Below are 15,245 nucleotides of genomic sequence, written 5' to 3'. Positions count from 1 at the left end.
TTGTTTTCTGAATTAAAGCACCGGTATCCAGATTTCAACCAGATAATCTCCGGACTCCACATCATTTGTAAAATACTTCTCTATCGTTGGCAGCGAGGACTGTTTGTAAATGCTCTGGGGCAGGAACTCCCCGTAAATTCTGCTCCAGGTATTGCCCAGCGTGGGATTTATGGGACCTGCTGACTCGAATACCAGCCAGGTGGACCTGGGAACAGTTACAGTCTTTAAACCGGCTGCATCTTCTTTAACTGTTTCAATACCCACCATGTAATCATTGAAACCTTCCTCGTTATAGCCGAAACACATACCATAAGTACTTGTATCAATGCCCACCTCAAGCAGTTTTTCAATGGTGCCGTCCCTTTTGCATTCATCCCAGAACTGCGGGATCACATTGTTTTCAAGTGATGACCTAACCACTTTCCCTGCAACTCTAAAACTTTCTCTCTCAACAACCCGATAATTCATTTCTGCATCCCCTTTAATGGTTAATGTAAAGGACAAGCGTGGAAAGGATTTCAGCTTGATATTCTGCTGCCGTGCATTTGCCGGCGGAATACCGTGCATCTTCTTGAAGGCCACACAAAAGGCATCTGAGGATTCGTACCCGTATTTCACAGCAAGGTCGATCACTTTGCAGTCGGTGGACTGGAGTTCGAAAGCCGCCATGGTAAGCTTTCTTCTCCGGATATACTCGGAAAGTGTTATTCCGGTCAATAAGGAGAAGGTCCTCAGAAACGGTCCAACCGGGCATAATACTATCCTTCCTATTTCCTCATTTCTTATTTCTGTGTCAAGATGCTCTTCAATATAGTCAATAACAGAGTTAAGTCTTTCAATCCATTCCATTCCGGCTCTCCCTCCATATCCAATTATAAGGAATATTAATTTAAAATTCCCGTTATTTAAAATACAAAAATTAACGGGTTACACCACACAAATTAATACTATATATGGAGTATAATTTAGTCAAGCTTCCGGCATGTAAATATTCCCGGCACAAGACAGGTCAAATTCTACCTGACAAGTATATCCGGTCTCATAATCTCCTGCCCGTCAATTATTATCTTTCTCATAGGCCAGCCGGGTATTTCGGTCAAAATCCTGGGACCCTGGGGGGTTGCCAATATGGTATCCTCGCTTTTGGTTCCTGAAATAGTTGGGTTCCAGGCATACATCTGGTTTTCCTGAACCAGCTCCTCTGTGTCAAAGTTCCCAAGGAATTCTCTGGCCCTGTACCCTGCCGCCCCTCCCTGATGATGGAATTTCCATTCCCCGGCAAAGCCTGTCATTTCATATTTATTGACAGCTGCTTTGAAAATATCGGATACACCGGCACCAACAACGGTATTCCTTATCAAAGCGGCATCAACCTCCAGACAGGCTTTCTGTTTTCTCAGAATTTCGTCATCAGGTTCTCCAAAGCTCACCATCCTGCTCATTGATACATACAAACCGTACTTTTCGGCCCCAACTACAACTAAAGCATATTTTTTCACCTTATTTCCTGCAGGAACGGGATGCCTGTACTTTTTAATCCTGCCGTCGGCCGCAATGAGGCAGACAGGCAGCTGTATCCCCTGCTTCATAAGTTTGCTGCCGATGTTTGCAGCTATTTCGTGTTCGGTATCTCCCACATATATTTCCCTGCAGGTTTCCTGTACGGCAATTGCAGTCCTGCTGCAAAGCTCCTCCAGCCTCCCGGTTTCTTCGGTGCACAGAGAAAATCTCAGCCTTCTGAAATCTTCACAAAGGTTCGGCGTATTGAAATTTCCCGTATCACTGGCAACCTTCCTGCCTCTGGTCAACTGGCCGATAACATCATTTTTATCCCTGTACCAGTCAAAACTCACAAGCTCAAAATCCGGTATTTTTATCTCCTCGTCCATCATCCTGCAGCGCTCTATCTCGGAGGCTGCCACATAGCATTTGTCCTTCATAACTATCAGGTCGGCAACTCCTGTTTCTGAAAATTTGGCTACAAAATCATGAGCTCCGCAGGTCAGCCAGGAAAAGGATTCTCTTCTGGATAAAATTATGCCGTCCAAACCTTTTGCATCCAGGAACCTCTTCACCTTCTCAAGTTTTGTTTGAAATTCGTTCATAGTCCAATTCTCCTTTTACTTTCGGTCTATAGTGTATTAATTAAAGTAAACAGAGCTTTTGTTGAGGCCAATGTTCCGTCGGCATTTTTTTCCATAACTTCCTTCAGGCCGGGATATGACAATATCTTCTTTAAATATTCCTTATCCATCCTGCCCAGGATTTCGGCAAATGAAAGGTGTGTCAGCTCTGATACGGCAGCCAGCTGCTTTCTTGCTCCAGACTGAACCTCTTTTCTGTGCACCGGATATCCTGTGCCGAATTCCACACTGAAAAGCTTCTCAAAGACAAACTCAAGATTTACGTCCCCAGCCCATCCAAAGCCCTTGTTCAGCGCCAGTGAAATACTGTTCCCGCCGTTTATCTGCCCATAGAGCCAGGCGTCAAGAGGCTCTGAAATAAGACCGCAGACTACTCCGGGATATTGAACTATGGCGTTTACAAAGCCCTGTCCCGTACCGCAGCCTCCCACTACAAAATCCACACAGCCGGTATTGAGGAGTAATGCCCCCATAAAGCCGGTATCAATATATGAAACCGCCGGCTCACCGTCCACACCGTACATACCAAGATTTATTATTTCATGTCCTGTCTTGTTCAAAGCGGCTTCCACCATTGAGTTTTTAGCTGCCGAACTTGATTCGGTAACAATTGCTATCTTCATGCAATCAGTCCTTTCGTTTTTATCCCAACCGTTTGAAATTCCACGTTTGTAAATTCTTTATTTTAAAAATCATCTTATCAGAAAGTTTTCAATTTCTTCCCTTGTAGGATCCACAGGGTCGGGAGTAAGTCCCGGAATATACTTACAGGCCTCATACAGAGCTACGGCAGCTTTTCCGTGAACTCCGGTACAATGGTGTATATAAGGGCCATTGATAAGGCGGTTCTCCATCTTCATCCAGTCCCTAAATTCAACCCACACGTATGTGCCGTTGTTTTTCGGGCCCTGAATTCCCCTGCCTTCAGCCAGCAAGAGCTTATACTCTCCACTGACTCCGTCAAATCTGGAAACTGTTATATCCCCGCCCTCTATTTCCCACTCACAGGCACCGGGGAAATTGGCTCCATAGTGGTTATTCAGCACTGTCTTTGAGTTCCTGCTCTTAAGACTTTGTGGGAAAACACCGCAGTGCCACAACAGCTCGGCATTATCATTTTCAGGATGCCGGACAGTCATGTCCGCTAGAAAAGTAGCACTGTCTCCAAGAACTGCAGCCTGAGTCATAATGGAAGTTACCGCACCATGTATATCAGTTTCGCATATGACCGGAAGTCCGTCATCTGTCAGGTCTGACATTGTGAAGCAGGGAGTGATGCCGAAGGCTTCCCTTACAGGTTTATTGCAAAGCATGGCAATAGCTGAAAGTCCTTCGGCATCGGCCCATTGCCTGATGGCAATCTTCAGGGCCGCTGTTTTTTGAAGGGCTTCGTCATTTATATCTATCCTGTCAATCTTTATTTTAATATCATTAAAGGTCTCTTTGAGTATAACAGGCTTCACTGACAGAATTTCATCCATTGAACTTTTGATTTCGGGTATTGTTACAGGTACCACTTCAATGCCAAAGCGTTCAAGCAGCTCTTCCTCGTTGCATTTTACAGTCCAGAAGCCTGCGGGACGTGTTCCTATCTGACCGATTCTCAAATTTGTCATTGACTTGACAACAGCCGCTGCCGATATAAAATTTTTCAGTCCTTTTTTAAACAGTGCATCCTCAACTCGGGTATTTGGTATATATGTAAATGGGACCCCGAATTGCTGAAGAACCTTTGAGGTGGCAAAAAGGCCGCACTGGCTGTCTCTCTCCCGGCTTCCGTCCTGCTTTGGAGCTCCATCCCTGGGACCCCACAATAGCAGCGGCTTGTTAACTTTTTTAGCCAGCTTTGCAACTGCATCTTCAGTCCCGAAATTGCAGTGTGGTGCAAAGATGGCATCCACACCTGCTTCGATGAATTTTTTAGCCGCTCTGTCGGAATCACAGCCCTGATAAAGCAAACCTTCTTCATTAAGAAAATCCAGATTTACATATTCTATTCCATTCTGATCCAGAGTGTCTTCTATAATATCTTTTTCTTTTATGGCATCGGCTTTGTTAAAAAAGTTCTTTCTGGTCAGAATTCTTCTTGTCGGAGCTAAACCGATCTTTACCCTGTGCTTTTGCTTGTATTCCTCCAGCATAAAATACCTCCTCAGCGTGCTTTTAATGTGCACGTATACTAAATTGACCTGTTTATATTGATTTTCCTTGTGTTTTTCATAAACTCCATAACCTGGTCCATACTGTGTACAGCGCCATTTGAGCCAACCTTCCCCACCGCCAGCGATCCCACGGCGTTCGCCAGTTCTATGCACCTGCTCAGCTCCCAATTCATGTTTAAGCCTGTCAAAAAGCCTGCAACAAAGTTGTCTCCCGCACCTGTCGTGTCTACTACCTCAGCCTCATAGGGAGCTTCATAAAAACTTTGTTTATCATTGGAAACAAAGCAGCCCTTTGCGCCCAATTTGATGATCACATTCTTTATACCTATATCCAGCAGCTTTTCTGCTATCTTTTCAACCCTTGTTTCTCCTGTTACTGCTGCAGCCTCATCATAACTGGGAATAAAATAATCCAGCTTGCCCAATGCTCCCTTTATTGCATCAAAGCCTTTTCCGTATGTGTCACACATCATGTCCGCGCATGTAATGACTCCATTTTTGCGCGCTTCAAGTAAAATAGTCTCTACACCTTCCCCGTCGAGTTTTTTCAAGGCATAGATACTTCCTATGTTTACAATTTTGGTTTGCTTTAGAATTGAAAGATCTATGTCCTCCAGAGAAAATTCACAGTTTGCGCCTCTGTGAGATGCGAAATTGCGGCTTCCGTCCTGATTGACCAGCATTACACATACACTCGTACCAGCATTTTTATCCTTACATATGTATTTCGTGTCAACTCCTGCCCTGGAGGTCATCTCCAGCAGTATCTGACCGAAAATGTCCTCTCCGATTTTCCCCACAAGTCCCACTCTGTTGCCAAGCCTGCTCAGGGTAATGGCTTCATTCATGGCATCTCCGCCCGGCATTATATCAATTGCATCCACCATTGTCACATCCCTGTCAAAAACACCTTTATCAACCGGTCTGACAGGCATGTTCATATTTATAAGCCCAATGCACAGCACATCGTATTGGCGGTTAATGTTAACCTCAGAGTCTCCCAAACTATTCTCCCCCTTTCTTTAAGCTTGCGGCCCGGATAATTTTTAAGCAAATTGTTTTCCGGGCTGTCTCAAAACAAATGAAAATAATGTGTTACTGATCATAGTGCGCGAGTACAACTTCAAAAAATGATAAGCTCTATTAAAAGTACATGCTTGAAATTGTAGGTGAAAAACAAGTGTTTTTGCTGGCAAATCGGCAGGAAGCCGATTTGAGCAGCAACCCGAAACAGGATGTTGAGTGTTCTGCGACAGCAAAAATACTTGTGATGAGCCGTACAAATTTCAGGCATGTACTTTGTGAGCTATCCATTTTTTGAAGTTAGTACGAGAGCACTAAAGTTTCACATGGATTTAAATTGTATTAGTTTTGCGATACATCCTTTGTAAACAAGTTGCTTATTATAAAGAACCATCCCAGGTACTGACGTTCTTATTATTTTTTTCAGCATCGTCAAACCATCTGGTAGTTACCGCCTTTGTCTCGGTAAAGAACCTGACTCCGTCTTTTCCGATGGCATGCAAATCTCCAAAGAAGGATTGTTTGTGGCCTGTAAACGGGAATATACCTACCGGAACAGGAATGCCCACATTTATCCCCACCATGCCTCCGTCTGTTCTCTTTGCAAATTCCCTGCTGTAATATCCGCTTTGAGTAAATATTACCGAGCCGTTTGCAAACCGGTTTGCATTCATTACTGCAAGGCCTTCTTCAAAGTCCTTTACACGCTTTATGCATAAAACAGGCCCGAAGATCTCATCATCACCCACAGTCATACCAGATGTCACATGGTCAAATATGGTGGGCCCGATGTAGTATCCGCCTTCATTTCCATCCACCTTCACATCTCTGCCGTCAAGCACCAGCTTTGCTCCTTCGGAAATTCCCTTTCCGATCCAATTGAGCACCCATTCCTTGTGGGAGGATGATATAACCGGACCCAGGGTTGATGTTCTATCATAAGCAGGTCCGATTTTAAGCTCTTTAGCGTATTTGACCAGTAAGCCGGTCAATTTATCGGCTATGCTCTCCTGTGCCACAACCACGGGCAGTGCCATACATCTTTCACCCGCACAGCCAAAGGTTGCATTGATTATTCCTCTTGCAGTTCTCTCCAGCGGTGCGTCTTCCAGCACCAACGCATGATTTTTTGCTTCGGTCAATGCCTGGACTCTCTTTCCGCTGGCAGCTGCGGTTTTATATACGTGGGCACCTATCGAGGTTGAGCCCACGAAGCTTACACCCTTTATTGCAGGATTTGTCAATAAAATTTCCGCTTCATTCCTGCTGCAGGTTACAGCATTTATAACTCCGGCCGGCAAACCCGCTTCCTGCATAAGTTCCAGACATCGGATAGAAGTCATGGGCGTCATACTTGCAAGTTTAAGCACCATTGTGTTGCCGGTGGCTATACACAAGGGCATCATCCAGCCCATAGGGATCATTCCGGGGAAATTAAACGGTGCAATTCCTGCAAAGACTCCCACAGGTTCACGGTAAAGCACCGTATCATATCCGGCCGAAGTATTCATCAGAGATTCCCCCATCATCAGAGACGGAATACCGCAGGCATGTTCTGTTATCTCTTTTACCTTTAAAATATCACCTTTGGCTTCTTCCCACACTTTTCCGTTTTCCCGCGCGCAAATGTATGTAAGCTCATCCAGGTGCTCTTCCACCAGACTTCTGAACTTATATAAAATTTGCACTCTTTTAATTGCAGGCGTATCGGACCATGCAGGAAATGCATCATTTGCAGCCTTAACGGCCAGCTCTACCTCTTCCTGTGTACAGCACGGAGTTTGTGCTATGACCGTACCCGTACTCGGATCCATAATGTCCATGTATTTTTGGGATTTGGACTCCACCCACTCATTATTTATAAAAAGCTTTAATTTATTTACTTCCATTTTTCATACCTCCTGTATTAACCCGTTATAATTTTTTTAACTGTGCCGGCCAGCTGTTTTGCGCTGAGTCCCAGATGTTCTGCAAGCTGTTTGTATGTACCTGAATGAATGAATATGGCTTTCCCGCTCTCATCCAGGGCATTGATGGAAAATATTTTATTAAGATCGAAGTTCACTTTATTTTTAAACATGGTTTTCTGGAATTCCGAATATAAATACCCGTTGTTCTGTTCTGCAAAGAGCAGTGACTTGCCTGATCCGGCCAGTTCAACAAACATTGCTTCATCAGCCGACGGCATGTCAATAATATCAACTTCCACACCTTCGCTTTTCAGGATTTCTGCCGCAGCAAGGGCTTCATGGGCACCCCTTCCGCTTGTTATAACAGCAATTTTACTGCCTTCATACCTGCTGAGATAATAGCCCTTTCCATACTCAAAGGTATAATCGGAGGAATAGAGCACCTTCGATTTTGCCCGCATTATTCTCAGGTACACCAGGCCCTTGTTTCCTTCGGCAATCCATTCCATGATACTCATAAGCTGCTGCGGACACGAGGTGTCTATTATTTTAAGATGTGCAATTCCGCTGAATACGGTTATATCGTCATTTCCCATATGAGTTGCACCGTTTGTCTGGGTCTCGAGATTCGGTGCCGTAGCCAGGAAGGTGAGATCAAGCCGGTGTCCGTCGCTAAGCCAGCCAGCTTTTGACTCTATTGCTTCAAGGCGTTCCTGGTATCCTATGGCTATTCTTCTCAGCGCTCTCCATTCAAAGAAGGGACAGAAGGTGCTTACCCAGGCATTATAGCCGGCTGCCGCGTAAGCCTCTCCCATACACATCATATTAACTTCTGCGATTCCCACATTTACGGCCCTTGTTTTATCAACGGCACTTATCCCGTCAAATAACCCGCTTGTTGACGACAGGTCGGAATCTATGGACACAACCTTTTCATCCCGTGCAAAAACCTTCATTACATCTGTGACTATTGAGCTGGCAGCATATTCTTTTGTTTTATCAAGTACCGGCAGCATATCCCGGGGATATTGCAGCTTTTTGTTTCTGGGCGCTGCTTTGCAGGTTTTAACCTTTGGCTCTGTAACTGTAACTCTAAAAGAATTGTCCGGGGCATCCGGAACAACAGACAGGTTCATACCGGCGGCAAAAGCTCCCAATTCCTTTACTGCGGTTTCTTCCTTTCCCTCCAGTCCCGACCAGAAGCCTGTCAGCTCTTGTGCCCTGTTTGCAAGCCTCTTTTTTTGATATTCCATTTCCAACTCAAAAACCTTGCCTGAGAAATTCGTCTTATGACTGTCAGTAAGATTGGAAAATCCACCAAAGCCTTTGGTTGTATTGGATATAATCACTGTAGGCCTTCCGTCCCGAACTTTGTTTTTAAAAGTATCAAAGGCTTCATAGGCTTGAGAATAGCTTCTTCCGTCAATTTCAAATACCCTCCAGCCGAAGGCCTCAAATTTTGCTTTTAAATCGCCCAGTCCAAGTATCAAACGGTTGGTGCAATCCAGCTGTCCGTAATTTCTGTCAACTATAAGGCACAGATTCTCCAAACCGGTTTCGCCGGCATACATAACAGCTTACCAGATGGAACCTTCCTGCAGCTCTCCGTCCCCGGACATACAGTAAACATCCCGTTTGGGAGCTTCCCTCCCTATCAATGCGAAACCGGCTGCTGCTGATAGTCCCTGCCCTAAAGGTCCGGTGGAAATATGCACTCCAGGCATCAGAGGACCGGGATGACCGTTGATTATACTCTCAATTGATCTTGTATTCTTTAATAAATCCTTCGGGAAATATCCCTTATCGGCATATATCGTTGTAATTGCCGCTACCGAATGGCCTTTGCTGAGTACAAATGCATCCTGGTCTTCTGCGGTGGGATTCTCAATATCCAGCTGGATAAATCCGCCGTAATACAGCGTCGCAAGCGGAATCACCGCAGAAAATACTCCTCCTATGTGGACTCCGTTATCCACAGCATCGGCAGCTTGCTGCAGGACAGATATTCTGAGAATTGAGTCCTTATATTCCAATAACAGTTCTTTTCCCTTTTGCAGTATGTATTCCGTATTTTGTCTACTCATTTTTTAACCTCCATGTCCCAATGTGCCGGATGGTTGTCCCATGGCGGCACACAAAAAAGCATCTATGCAATACTTTTTCATTTTCTTTCTGTGCTTATCATCTGAAATAACTTTTTAAAAAGTTTAAGGAATCCAAAGCATCTTTTTCGAAGTCATTTGTATAGGCTTCCACACTGATTCTTGCATCGTAGTTTATTTTTTTCAGAGCTTCAATAAAAGATTGATAACTGTCTTCTTCAAGCTGCTTTGGGAAGACCCTGTCAAATGTATTTGCTATGTGTACGTGTTTTATATAATCCTCTGTTTCCAGTATTACAGAGGGGTCTTCCTGCTGGTGCCTCAAGTGAAAGAAGTCCACCAACAGCTTAATATTCGGATGTTTTACACTTTTAGCCAGTCTCAAACCTTCCCTGACCGAATTTATTATGTTGCATTCCTGGCGTCTCAAGGGTTCGATCAGGACGGTAATATTGTATTTCATGGAAACCGTTCCAATATAACGGGTTATGGCCACCAGACGGTCCCAGGCATCAATTCTGCCCAGTCCCTCCGGAACTGTTCTGGAGGGTCCGCTCCCAAAGACCGCATATTGCACACCCAGTCTTTGTGCACGGGAAAATGCATGCTTCAGATACTCTCCTATTTGCTTGTCACTTGTTTCAGATGAAAAGAGTTTAATTTGCGGAGGAAATAAAATGTTGCATACCTCACATTGAATTTCCGATTCCTTCAAGTTTTGTTCCACTGCTCTGAAATCCTGCTCATCAAGCTGTGCCATCGCAGCCAGTGGAAGCTCGATATAGTCGTATCCCAACTGCTTTATGACCGGAGCTGTAAAATCTCCCACACCGGTTTGTACCAGCATATTGCCGCAACAGCCAAACTTCATTTTCATCCCCCATTCCATTATTTATTGGTCGTTTGGTTTCCTCAGACAGCCAAATAAAAGGATAAATTCCTTTATAAGCTTTGTAAGCTCTAAACGCATATCCTTTGAGAAATCCAGCCACACACTGTATTCGGATTGTTTTGTTCTGAAAAAGTCAAGTGTACAATCTGAAAGTGCGGTATATATATTTACCTTTTTGATTCCTGTTTTTACCGCCCTCACAAAATCGGTCTCAGAGATTCCCGAGCCGCCGTGAAGTACCAGGTCGCAGGCTGTCGCAGCTCTTATTTTTTCCAGTCTGTCAAAGTCAAGCTTCGGACTGCCCTTGTAGTGACCGTGCAGATTTCCTATCGCTACCGCAAGTGCATCTGCTTTTGTACGCTCTGCAAAGTCGGCAGCCTGCTCGGGTTTGGTCATCAGTGAACTGTCTATTGCTCCGCTGGCTGCATTTCCCACGTATCCAAGTTCCCCTTCAACTGAAACCCCCATTGCATGGGCAATTTTTACTATTTCGGCTGTCTGCTTTACGTTTTCTTCATACTCCAGTGCCGAACCGTCGAACATGACCGAGGTAAAGCCTCTTCTTAAAACTTTCATGACCATATCAAAGCTTTTGCCGTGATCAAGATGTACGACAATCGGTACCGAGGCATTCCGGGCCAATTCAACGCACAGATTTGACATCATATCTATATCATAGAATTGGAAAAATCTTTCGGGCATGCCGATGATTGCAGGCATATTTGCTTCCTCTGCAGCCTGTACTATCGCTGCGGCATATTCGGCTGTTACCACATTGAACATACCTATACCGCACTCTTTTTGTCCTGCAAAGTCCAGTGCTTGTTTTAATGTGCATAAAGACATAGTGTGCTCCTTGTTTTTTTAAATTTGTATACATGTATACATATATGATTAAAGCAGTACCACTCCTGTTACCAGGTTTGTATCAACCTGATACTGACAGCTGTAAGTGCTACATGCTTAATCTGCTTTTTTCAGTTATATTTCTTAGAACAGCAAAGTCAGGATAGAGTGTGCTTTTACGTTAAAATCCGCAATTTTCCCTTCAATTCTCAGTGTAAATTCCTGGTCGGCATCATTTTTATTCATAACTATTGCAACCTTTTGCCGGTCGGGATTTTCAAAGGCTATGGCCTCCAGATTCGGAGTATATGTACTTAAGCCTATTCTTCTGGCACCTCTTTTTACGAATTTGCTGAAATGACCCATGTAATAATATGCTGCTCCGTAGGTTATATCACCTGTCCCGGTATCTGCCATAATGGGTGAATTTCCAAACCAGTAAACGCCTTTGTCACCCATTGCTATTTGCTTTTCCCGCCAGTGACTCGGACCGGTATTCTCGTCCAGAAGCAGATTCCAGTCGGTCCAGGCACAGGACCAATTATTAAAGTTCCCAATTATATCATGTGCATATCTTTCCCCGGACAGCCAGGGATTTTCAAGGTTCTGTCTGGTACAGGCCTCTGTTCCGTAAATATTTTTGTCAGGGAATAATTCATGAGTTATGTTAAGAGCCTCAAAATGATCTCCAGAGTAATAATGCACTCCCACGCCGTCAATATACTCCGCTGCTGCCGCATCTCCAAAAGCGACCCTGGAGCGCTCTACAATTCTCTCCTTATTGTGATCCCAAATAATTATCCTGATATGGCCGAGTCCATTTTCTCTTAAAATGGGGCCGAGATAATCCCTGACAAAATCCCTTTCCTCTTCGGCGGTATACACGCAGGATTCCCATGGCTGTACCGCCTTTGCTTCATTTTGTACTGTAATACCCCATATATCTATATTCTGGTTTTGATACTCCCTGATATATTTTGCAATATACCTGGCCCAAACCCCATAGCATTCCTTTTTAAGTTTTCCGCCGTTGACCATTTCCAGGTTGGTTTTCATCCATCCCGGCGGACTCCACGGACTGGCGAATAATTTCATGTCAGGGGCAATGGCAAAAGCATCCCTGATCATTGGAACCAAGCTTTTAGTATCACGTTCTATGGAAAAATGCTTCAGCTCAAAATCTCCCTCAACCTCGTCATATGTATATTCTTCCAGGGCGTAATCACAGCTGTTGATATGTGTACGGCAAAAATTGTAGCCTATTCCCCTGTCTTTATCGAAGTAAGCAGTGAGAATTTCTTTACGCTGTTCCGTTGTCAATTTGTCCAGGGTGGTACAGGAGGCTTCAGTAAATGCTCCTCCAAAACCTTCTATTGCCTGGTATTTAACATCACTGTATATGTTTATCAATTTGTTTTCCTGCTCAAGTGCATCAATTCTGAACTCTTTTGTACCTTTATCGCTCAGCCTGTCCTCTGTATCCTTACAGGTTTCTATTACTCTTATCAAGCTCTTCATATTAACCTCCTAAGCCATGTTATGGCTTTGAGCCGAATAGCGGCCGCAAACCAGCTATGTTTCATACCGGACAAACATCCAGTATATATCAGGAATTTGTCCGGTATGGCATTGGATATTACTTGTTATCTGCTATAAATTTATCTATTTGTGCCTGGAGTTCGGCAAGAACTTTTTCATTGCCGGCTGCCTTCATCTGTTTCTGTGTAGTGTCCAAACCCTTGACAGGATCCACATAACCCAGCTCAAGAGGATTGAAGTACTGTTCCATAACATTCTGTACGGCTGCATATTCGTTCTTTATCTTTTCAGTGTCCATGTAGTATGATCTGAATTTATTGGGTACTGCCGTGTCATGATATTCTTTCTGAATCTGTGGAAGTGTTTCAGGTGATCCCACCTTGTTCAGGTCGAAGTCTCTCATCTGCATTCCCCAGAAACCATTCTGAAAGGCGAACTTTGTGGAATCTACAGACTCAATTGTGTTGTCTTCATGAATCTTGTAGTTTACACCTTCAATACCGAAGTTAAGCAGATTGTAGTAGGTTTTGTCGGATTTGATTTTATCCAGAAGCATTAGGGCACGTTCGGTATTGTTTGAAGAAGTAGGTACCGCCATGGCATCCTGCATGTGTGAAAGTATTTCTATCGGCTCAACAAAGTTATAGAAATTGAAATCCCACTTTGTATCAATGTTACTGCTTACCCAGACTTCAAGATTCTTTATTCTTGATGCGGCAGTTCCGTTGTTCATCTTTTCGGTATCCTTGTTTGCCAGGGCGGATTTGGACCAGCAGCCCGCATCACTCCATTCCTTCATCTTGGCAAGGAATTCAGGCATGCCATCCCAGTCGGTCTTTGAGAAAACCTTGGGCTGCTCCTGCTTCGGATCAATCCAGTATATGCTGCCTGAATTTCCCGTTAAAGGATACAAGCCCTTGCTAAGCATATAAATATCATCTATTTCACTTCCGGTTGAAGTAAAGAAGGTGGGGTCCATACCTTTTTCATTCTTTGCAACAGCCTTGAGGAAATCGCCGTACTGGTCAAAGGTATCAATGGATTTCATACCGTACTTGTCCATCAGGTCTTTTCTCACAACCGGTCCATATGCGTTGTAGCTTTCCTTGGTTCCTGCCACGGCATAAACATGCCCGTTTACGGTTGCCTGCTTCATAGCTTCTTCGGTAATGGTTTTGTAGCTTTCAGGGCAGTATAACGGCAGCAAATCCTCAATGGGCTTGAAGGCTCCCTTTTGTGCCTGGTAATAGTAGTTCATCCAGGTAGCGGTATAGATCAGGTCAATTGGTTCACCGGCCGAAAGTATCAGAGGATACTTGGTTTTGTACTCACCCCAGTTGAGGTAGTTTACCTGCAATGTGGCATTCAGGTCGTCCAGTGACTTTTTGTTGAATTCCTTCATTACATTTTCAAAATCCGGAGATTGATTACCTATTATGTACATCACTATCTCCGCCTCTTTAGATGTATCGATCTTACTCTGAGCTGAAGAACCGGCAGTTGAAACCGCACTTGTGTCTGACGCTCCCGACGGGTTGCCGGCCTGACTGCCGCAGCCGCCGAAAACCAATGCTGCAGCCAGTACCGATACCAGTAAGGAATAGAGCTTTCTTTTCATACTTTTTCCTCCCGAAAATATAATTTGGTATTTATTTTTAACCATACTGCAGTTATATTATCCCTTAACTGCACCAATGGTAATACCCTTGACAAAATACTTCTGAACAAATGGATATACCAGCAGCACAGGTCCTGTAGCAATAACCGCCATAGCCATCTTTAATGATTGTGCCGGCATATTCGATATCTCAATACCCGACGACGAGGATATCCTCGAAATTGCCTCTGTCGCAGAAAGCATGTTGTACAGCATGTACTGCAACGGATACATTTTATAATCTGAAATATACAGCATCGCATTGTACCAGTCATTCCAATAGCCCAGCAGGATGAACAATCCGATGGTAGTCAGTCCCGACTTGCTCAATGGCAGGATTAGCCTGACATAAATGAGAAATTCTCCGGCACCGTCAATTTTAGCAGATTCAATAATGGATGAAGGTATTGAGGTCATAAAACTTCTCATGATCAGCAAATAAAAGACATTTATGAGTAACGGCAGTATTAGGGCCAAATAACTATCCTTCAGGTTTAAATATTTTACAAAGAAAATATATATGGTCAGTGTTCCCCCGTTAAAAAGCGTGGTGAAGTAAAAGAAGAAAGAAAAGCCGTTACGGTATTTGAAGTCCTGTCTGCTGAGCACATATGCGGTCATGCTTGTAACAAACAGGCCGAAGAAGGTCCCGGCTGCAGTTATAAATATGGTTACACCATAGGCATGTACTATTTCTCCCGGATTTTTGAAAAGCAGGTCATAAGCATTTGTGGAAAATTCCCTGGGAATAATGCCATAGCCGTACTGTGCTATTGATTGCTCTGCAGTGAAAGAACCCGATAAAAGCATGATAAAAGGGAATATGCAAAGCAGTGCCAAAACCGATAATATTGAGTAACCGATTATGTTAAATATTATTGTAGATTTGGACATCCGGATTCTATTGTTTACTAATGTAGAATAACTCATTTATAAGGCTCCTTTGTTGTTTTTTATTTCTGGAGATAAG

The 15,245-nt window shown here is 43.9% G+C and carries 12 protein-coding genes and 1 pseudogene; all 13 read right to left on the bottom strand.

All coding sequences use genetic code 11. From position 1 onward, the window contains the following. Positions 1-12: 12 nt before the first annotated feature. The gene (locus T344_RS0114185) at positions 13-849 is read right to left on the bottom strand and encodes an AraC family transcriptional regulator (RefSeq protein ID WP_027629261.1); all 837 of its coding nucleotides are present in this window, start codon (positions 847-849) and stop codon (positions 13-15) included. 167 nt (positions 850-1,016) lie between these two features. Further along, positions 1,017-2,105, bottom strand: a complete 1,089-nt coding sequence (locus T344_RS0114180; RefSeq protein ID WP_027629260.1) for a M24 family metallopeptidase — start codon at positions 2,103-2,105, stop codon at positions 1,017-1,019. Between the two features lie 26 nt (positions 2,106-2,131). Then, the gene (locus T344_RS0114175) at positions 2,132-2,767 is read right to left on the bottom strand and encodes an RpiB/LacA/LacB family sugar-phosphate isomerase (protein ID WP_027629259.1); all 636 of its coding nucleotides are present in this window, start codon (positions 2,765-2,767) and stop codon (positions 2,132-2,134) included. A gap of 69 nt (positions 2,768-2,836) precedes the next feature. Beyond that, positions 2,837-4,285: an L-fucose/L-arabinose isomerase family protein gene (locus T344_RS0114170; protein ID WP_027629258.1), complete on the bottom strand. Its 1,449-nt coding sequence runs from the start codon at positions 4,283-4,285 to the stop codon at positions 2,837-2,839. A gap of 38 nt (positions 4,286-4,323) precedes the next feature. Next, positions 4,324-5,310, bottom strand: coding sequence for a carbohydrate kinase family protein (locus T344_RS0114165; RefSeq protein WP_027629257.1), 987 nt, complete (start codon positions 5,308-5,310; stop codon positions 4,324-4,326). Between the two features lie 399 nt (positions 5,311-5,709). Next, complete coding sequence (locus tag T344_RS0114155) at positions 5,710-7,218, bottom strand: CoA-acylating methylmalonate-semialdehyde dehydrogenase (RefSeq protein WP_027629256.1); 1,509 nt, start codon at positions 7,216-7,218, stop codon at positions 5,710-5,712. 17 nt (positions 7,219-7,235) lie between these two features. After that, entirely contained in the window at positions 7,236-7,700 is a 465-nt protein-coding gene (locus T344_RS31585; RefSeq protein ID WP_242842087.1) for a transketolase C-terminal domain-containing protein, read from the bottom strand. A 3-nt stretch (positions 7,701-7,703) separates the two neighbouring features. Beyond that, positions 7,704-9,323: pseudogene (locus T344_RS31580) on the bottom strand (transketolase family protein); the annotation flags it as partial. Between the two features lie 97 nt (positions 9,324-9,420). Next, positions 9,421-10,212, bottom strand: a complete 792-nt coding sequence (locus T344_RS0114145; protein WP_027629255.1) for a sugar phosphate isomerase/epimerase family protein — start codon at positions 10,210-10,212, stop codon at positions 9,421-9,423. 21 nt (positions 10,213-10,233) lie between these two features. After that, a complete protein-coding gene (locus T344_RS0114140) occupies positions 10,234-11,079 on the bottom strand; it encodes a class II fructose-bisphosphate aldolase (RefSeq protein ID WP_027629254.1) in 846 nt (281 codons plus the stop codon). A 144-nt stretch (positions 11,080-11,223) separates the two neighbouring features. Continuing rightward, positions 11,224-12,597: a glycoside hydrolase family 30 protein gene (locus tag T344_RS0114135; RefSeq protein ID WP_027629253.1), complete on the bottom strand. Its 1,374-nt coding sequence runs from the start codon at positions 12,595-12,597 to the stop codon at positions 11,224-11,226. A gap of 118 nt (positions 12,598-12,715) precedes the next feature. Beyond that, complete coding sequence (locus tag T344_RS0114130; RefSeq protein WP_027629252.1) at positions 12,716-14,236, bottom strand: ABC transporter substrate-binding protein; 1,521 nt, start codon at positions 14,234-14,236, stop codon at positions 12,716-12,718. A gap of 57 nt (positions 14,237-14,293) precedes the next feature. Beyond that, on the bottom strand, positions 14,294-15,205 hold the full coding sequence (locus T344_RS0114125) for a carbohydrate ABC transporter permease (protein ID WP_027629251.1): 912 nt from the start codon (positions 15,203-15,205) through the stop codon (positions 14,294-14,296). Between the last annotated feature and the right edge of the window lie 40 nt (positions 15,206-15,245).

The sequence above is a fragment of the Ruminiclostridium cellobioparum DSM 1351 = ATCC 15832 genome, assembly GCF_000621505.1.
GTDB classification, from domain to species: domain Bacteria; phylum Bacillota; class Clostridia; order Acetivibrionales; family DSM-1351; genus Ruminiclostridium; species Ruminiclostridium cellobioparum.
Note: the sequence above shows the minus strand (reverse complement) of the source record. Positions and strands in the feature narration are given on the sequence as shown.

Bases quoted from the DNA above. Each gene is read 5' to 3' on its own strand.
- T344_RS0114135 (WP_027629253.1), bottom strand. From the start codon at position 12,597: ATGAAGAGCTTGATAAGAGTAATAGAAACCTGTAAGGATACAGAGGAC.
- T344_RS0114145 (WP_027629255.1), bottom strand. From the start codon at position 10,212: ATGAAGTTTGGCTGTTGCGGCAATATGCTGGTACAAACCGGTGTGGGA.
- T344_RS0114125 (WP_027629251.1), bottom strand. From the start codon at position 15,205: ATGAGTTATTCTACATTAGTAAACAATAGAATCCGGATGTCCAAATCT.
- T344_RS0114140 (WP_027629254.1), bottom strand. From the start codon at position 11,079: ATGTCTTTATGCACATTAAAACAAGCACTGGACTTTGCAGGACAAAAA.
- T344_RS0114185 (WP_027629261.1), bottom strand. From the start codon at position 849: ATGGAATGGATTGAAAGACTTAACTCTGTTATTGACTATATTGAAGAG.
- T344_RS0114130 (WP_027629252.1), bottom strand. From the start codon at position 14,236: ATGAAAAGAAAGCTCTATTCCTTACTGGTATCGGTACTGGCTGCAGCA.
- T344_RS0114155 (WP_027629256.1), bottom strand. From the start codon at position 7,218: ATGGAAGTAAATAAATTAAAGCTTTTTATAAATAATGAGTGGGTGGAG.
- T344_RS0114175 (WP_027629259.1), bottom strand. From the start codon at position 2,767: ATGAAGATAGCAATTGTTACCGAATCAAGTTCGGCAGCTAAAAACTCA.
- T344_RS0114170 (WP_027629258.1), bottom strand. From the start codon at position 4,285: ATGCTGGAGGAATACAAGCAAAAGCACAGGGTAAAGATCGGTTTAGCT.
- T344_RS31585 (WP_242842087.1), bottom strand. From the start codon at position 7,700: ATGCGGGCAAAATCGAAGGTGCTCTATTCCTCCGATTATACCTTTGAG.
- T344_RS0114180 (WP_027629260.1), bottom strand. From the start codon at position 2,105: ATGAACGAATTTCAAACAAAACTTGAGAAGGTGAAGAGGTTCCTGGAT.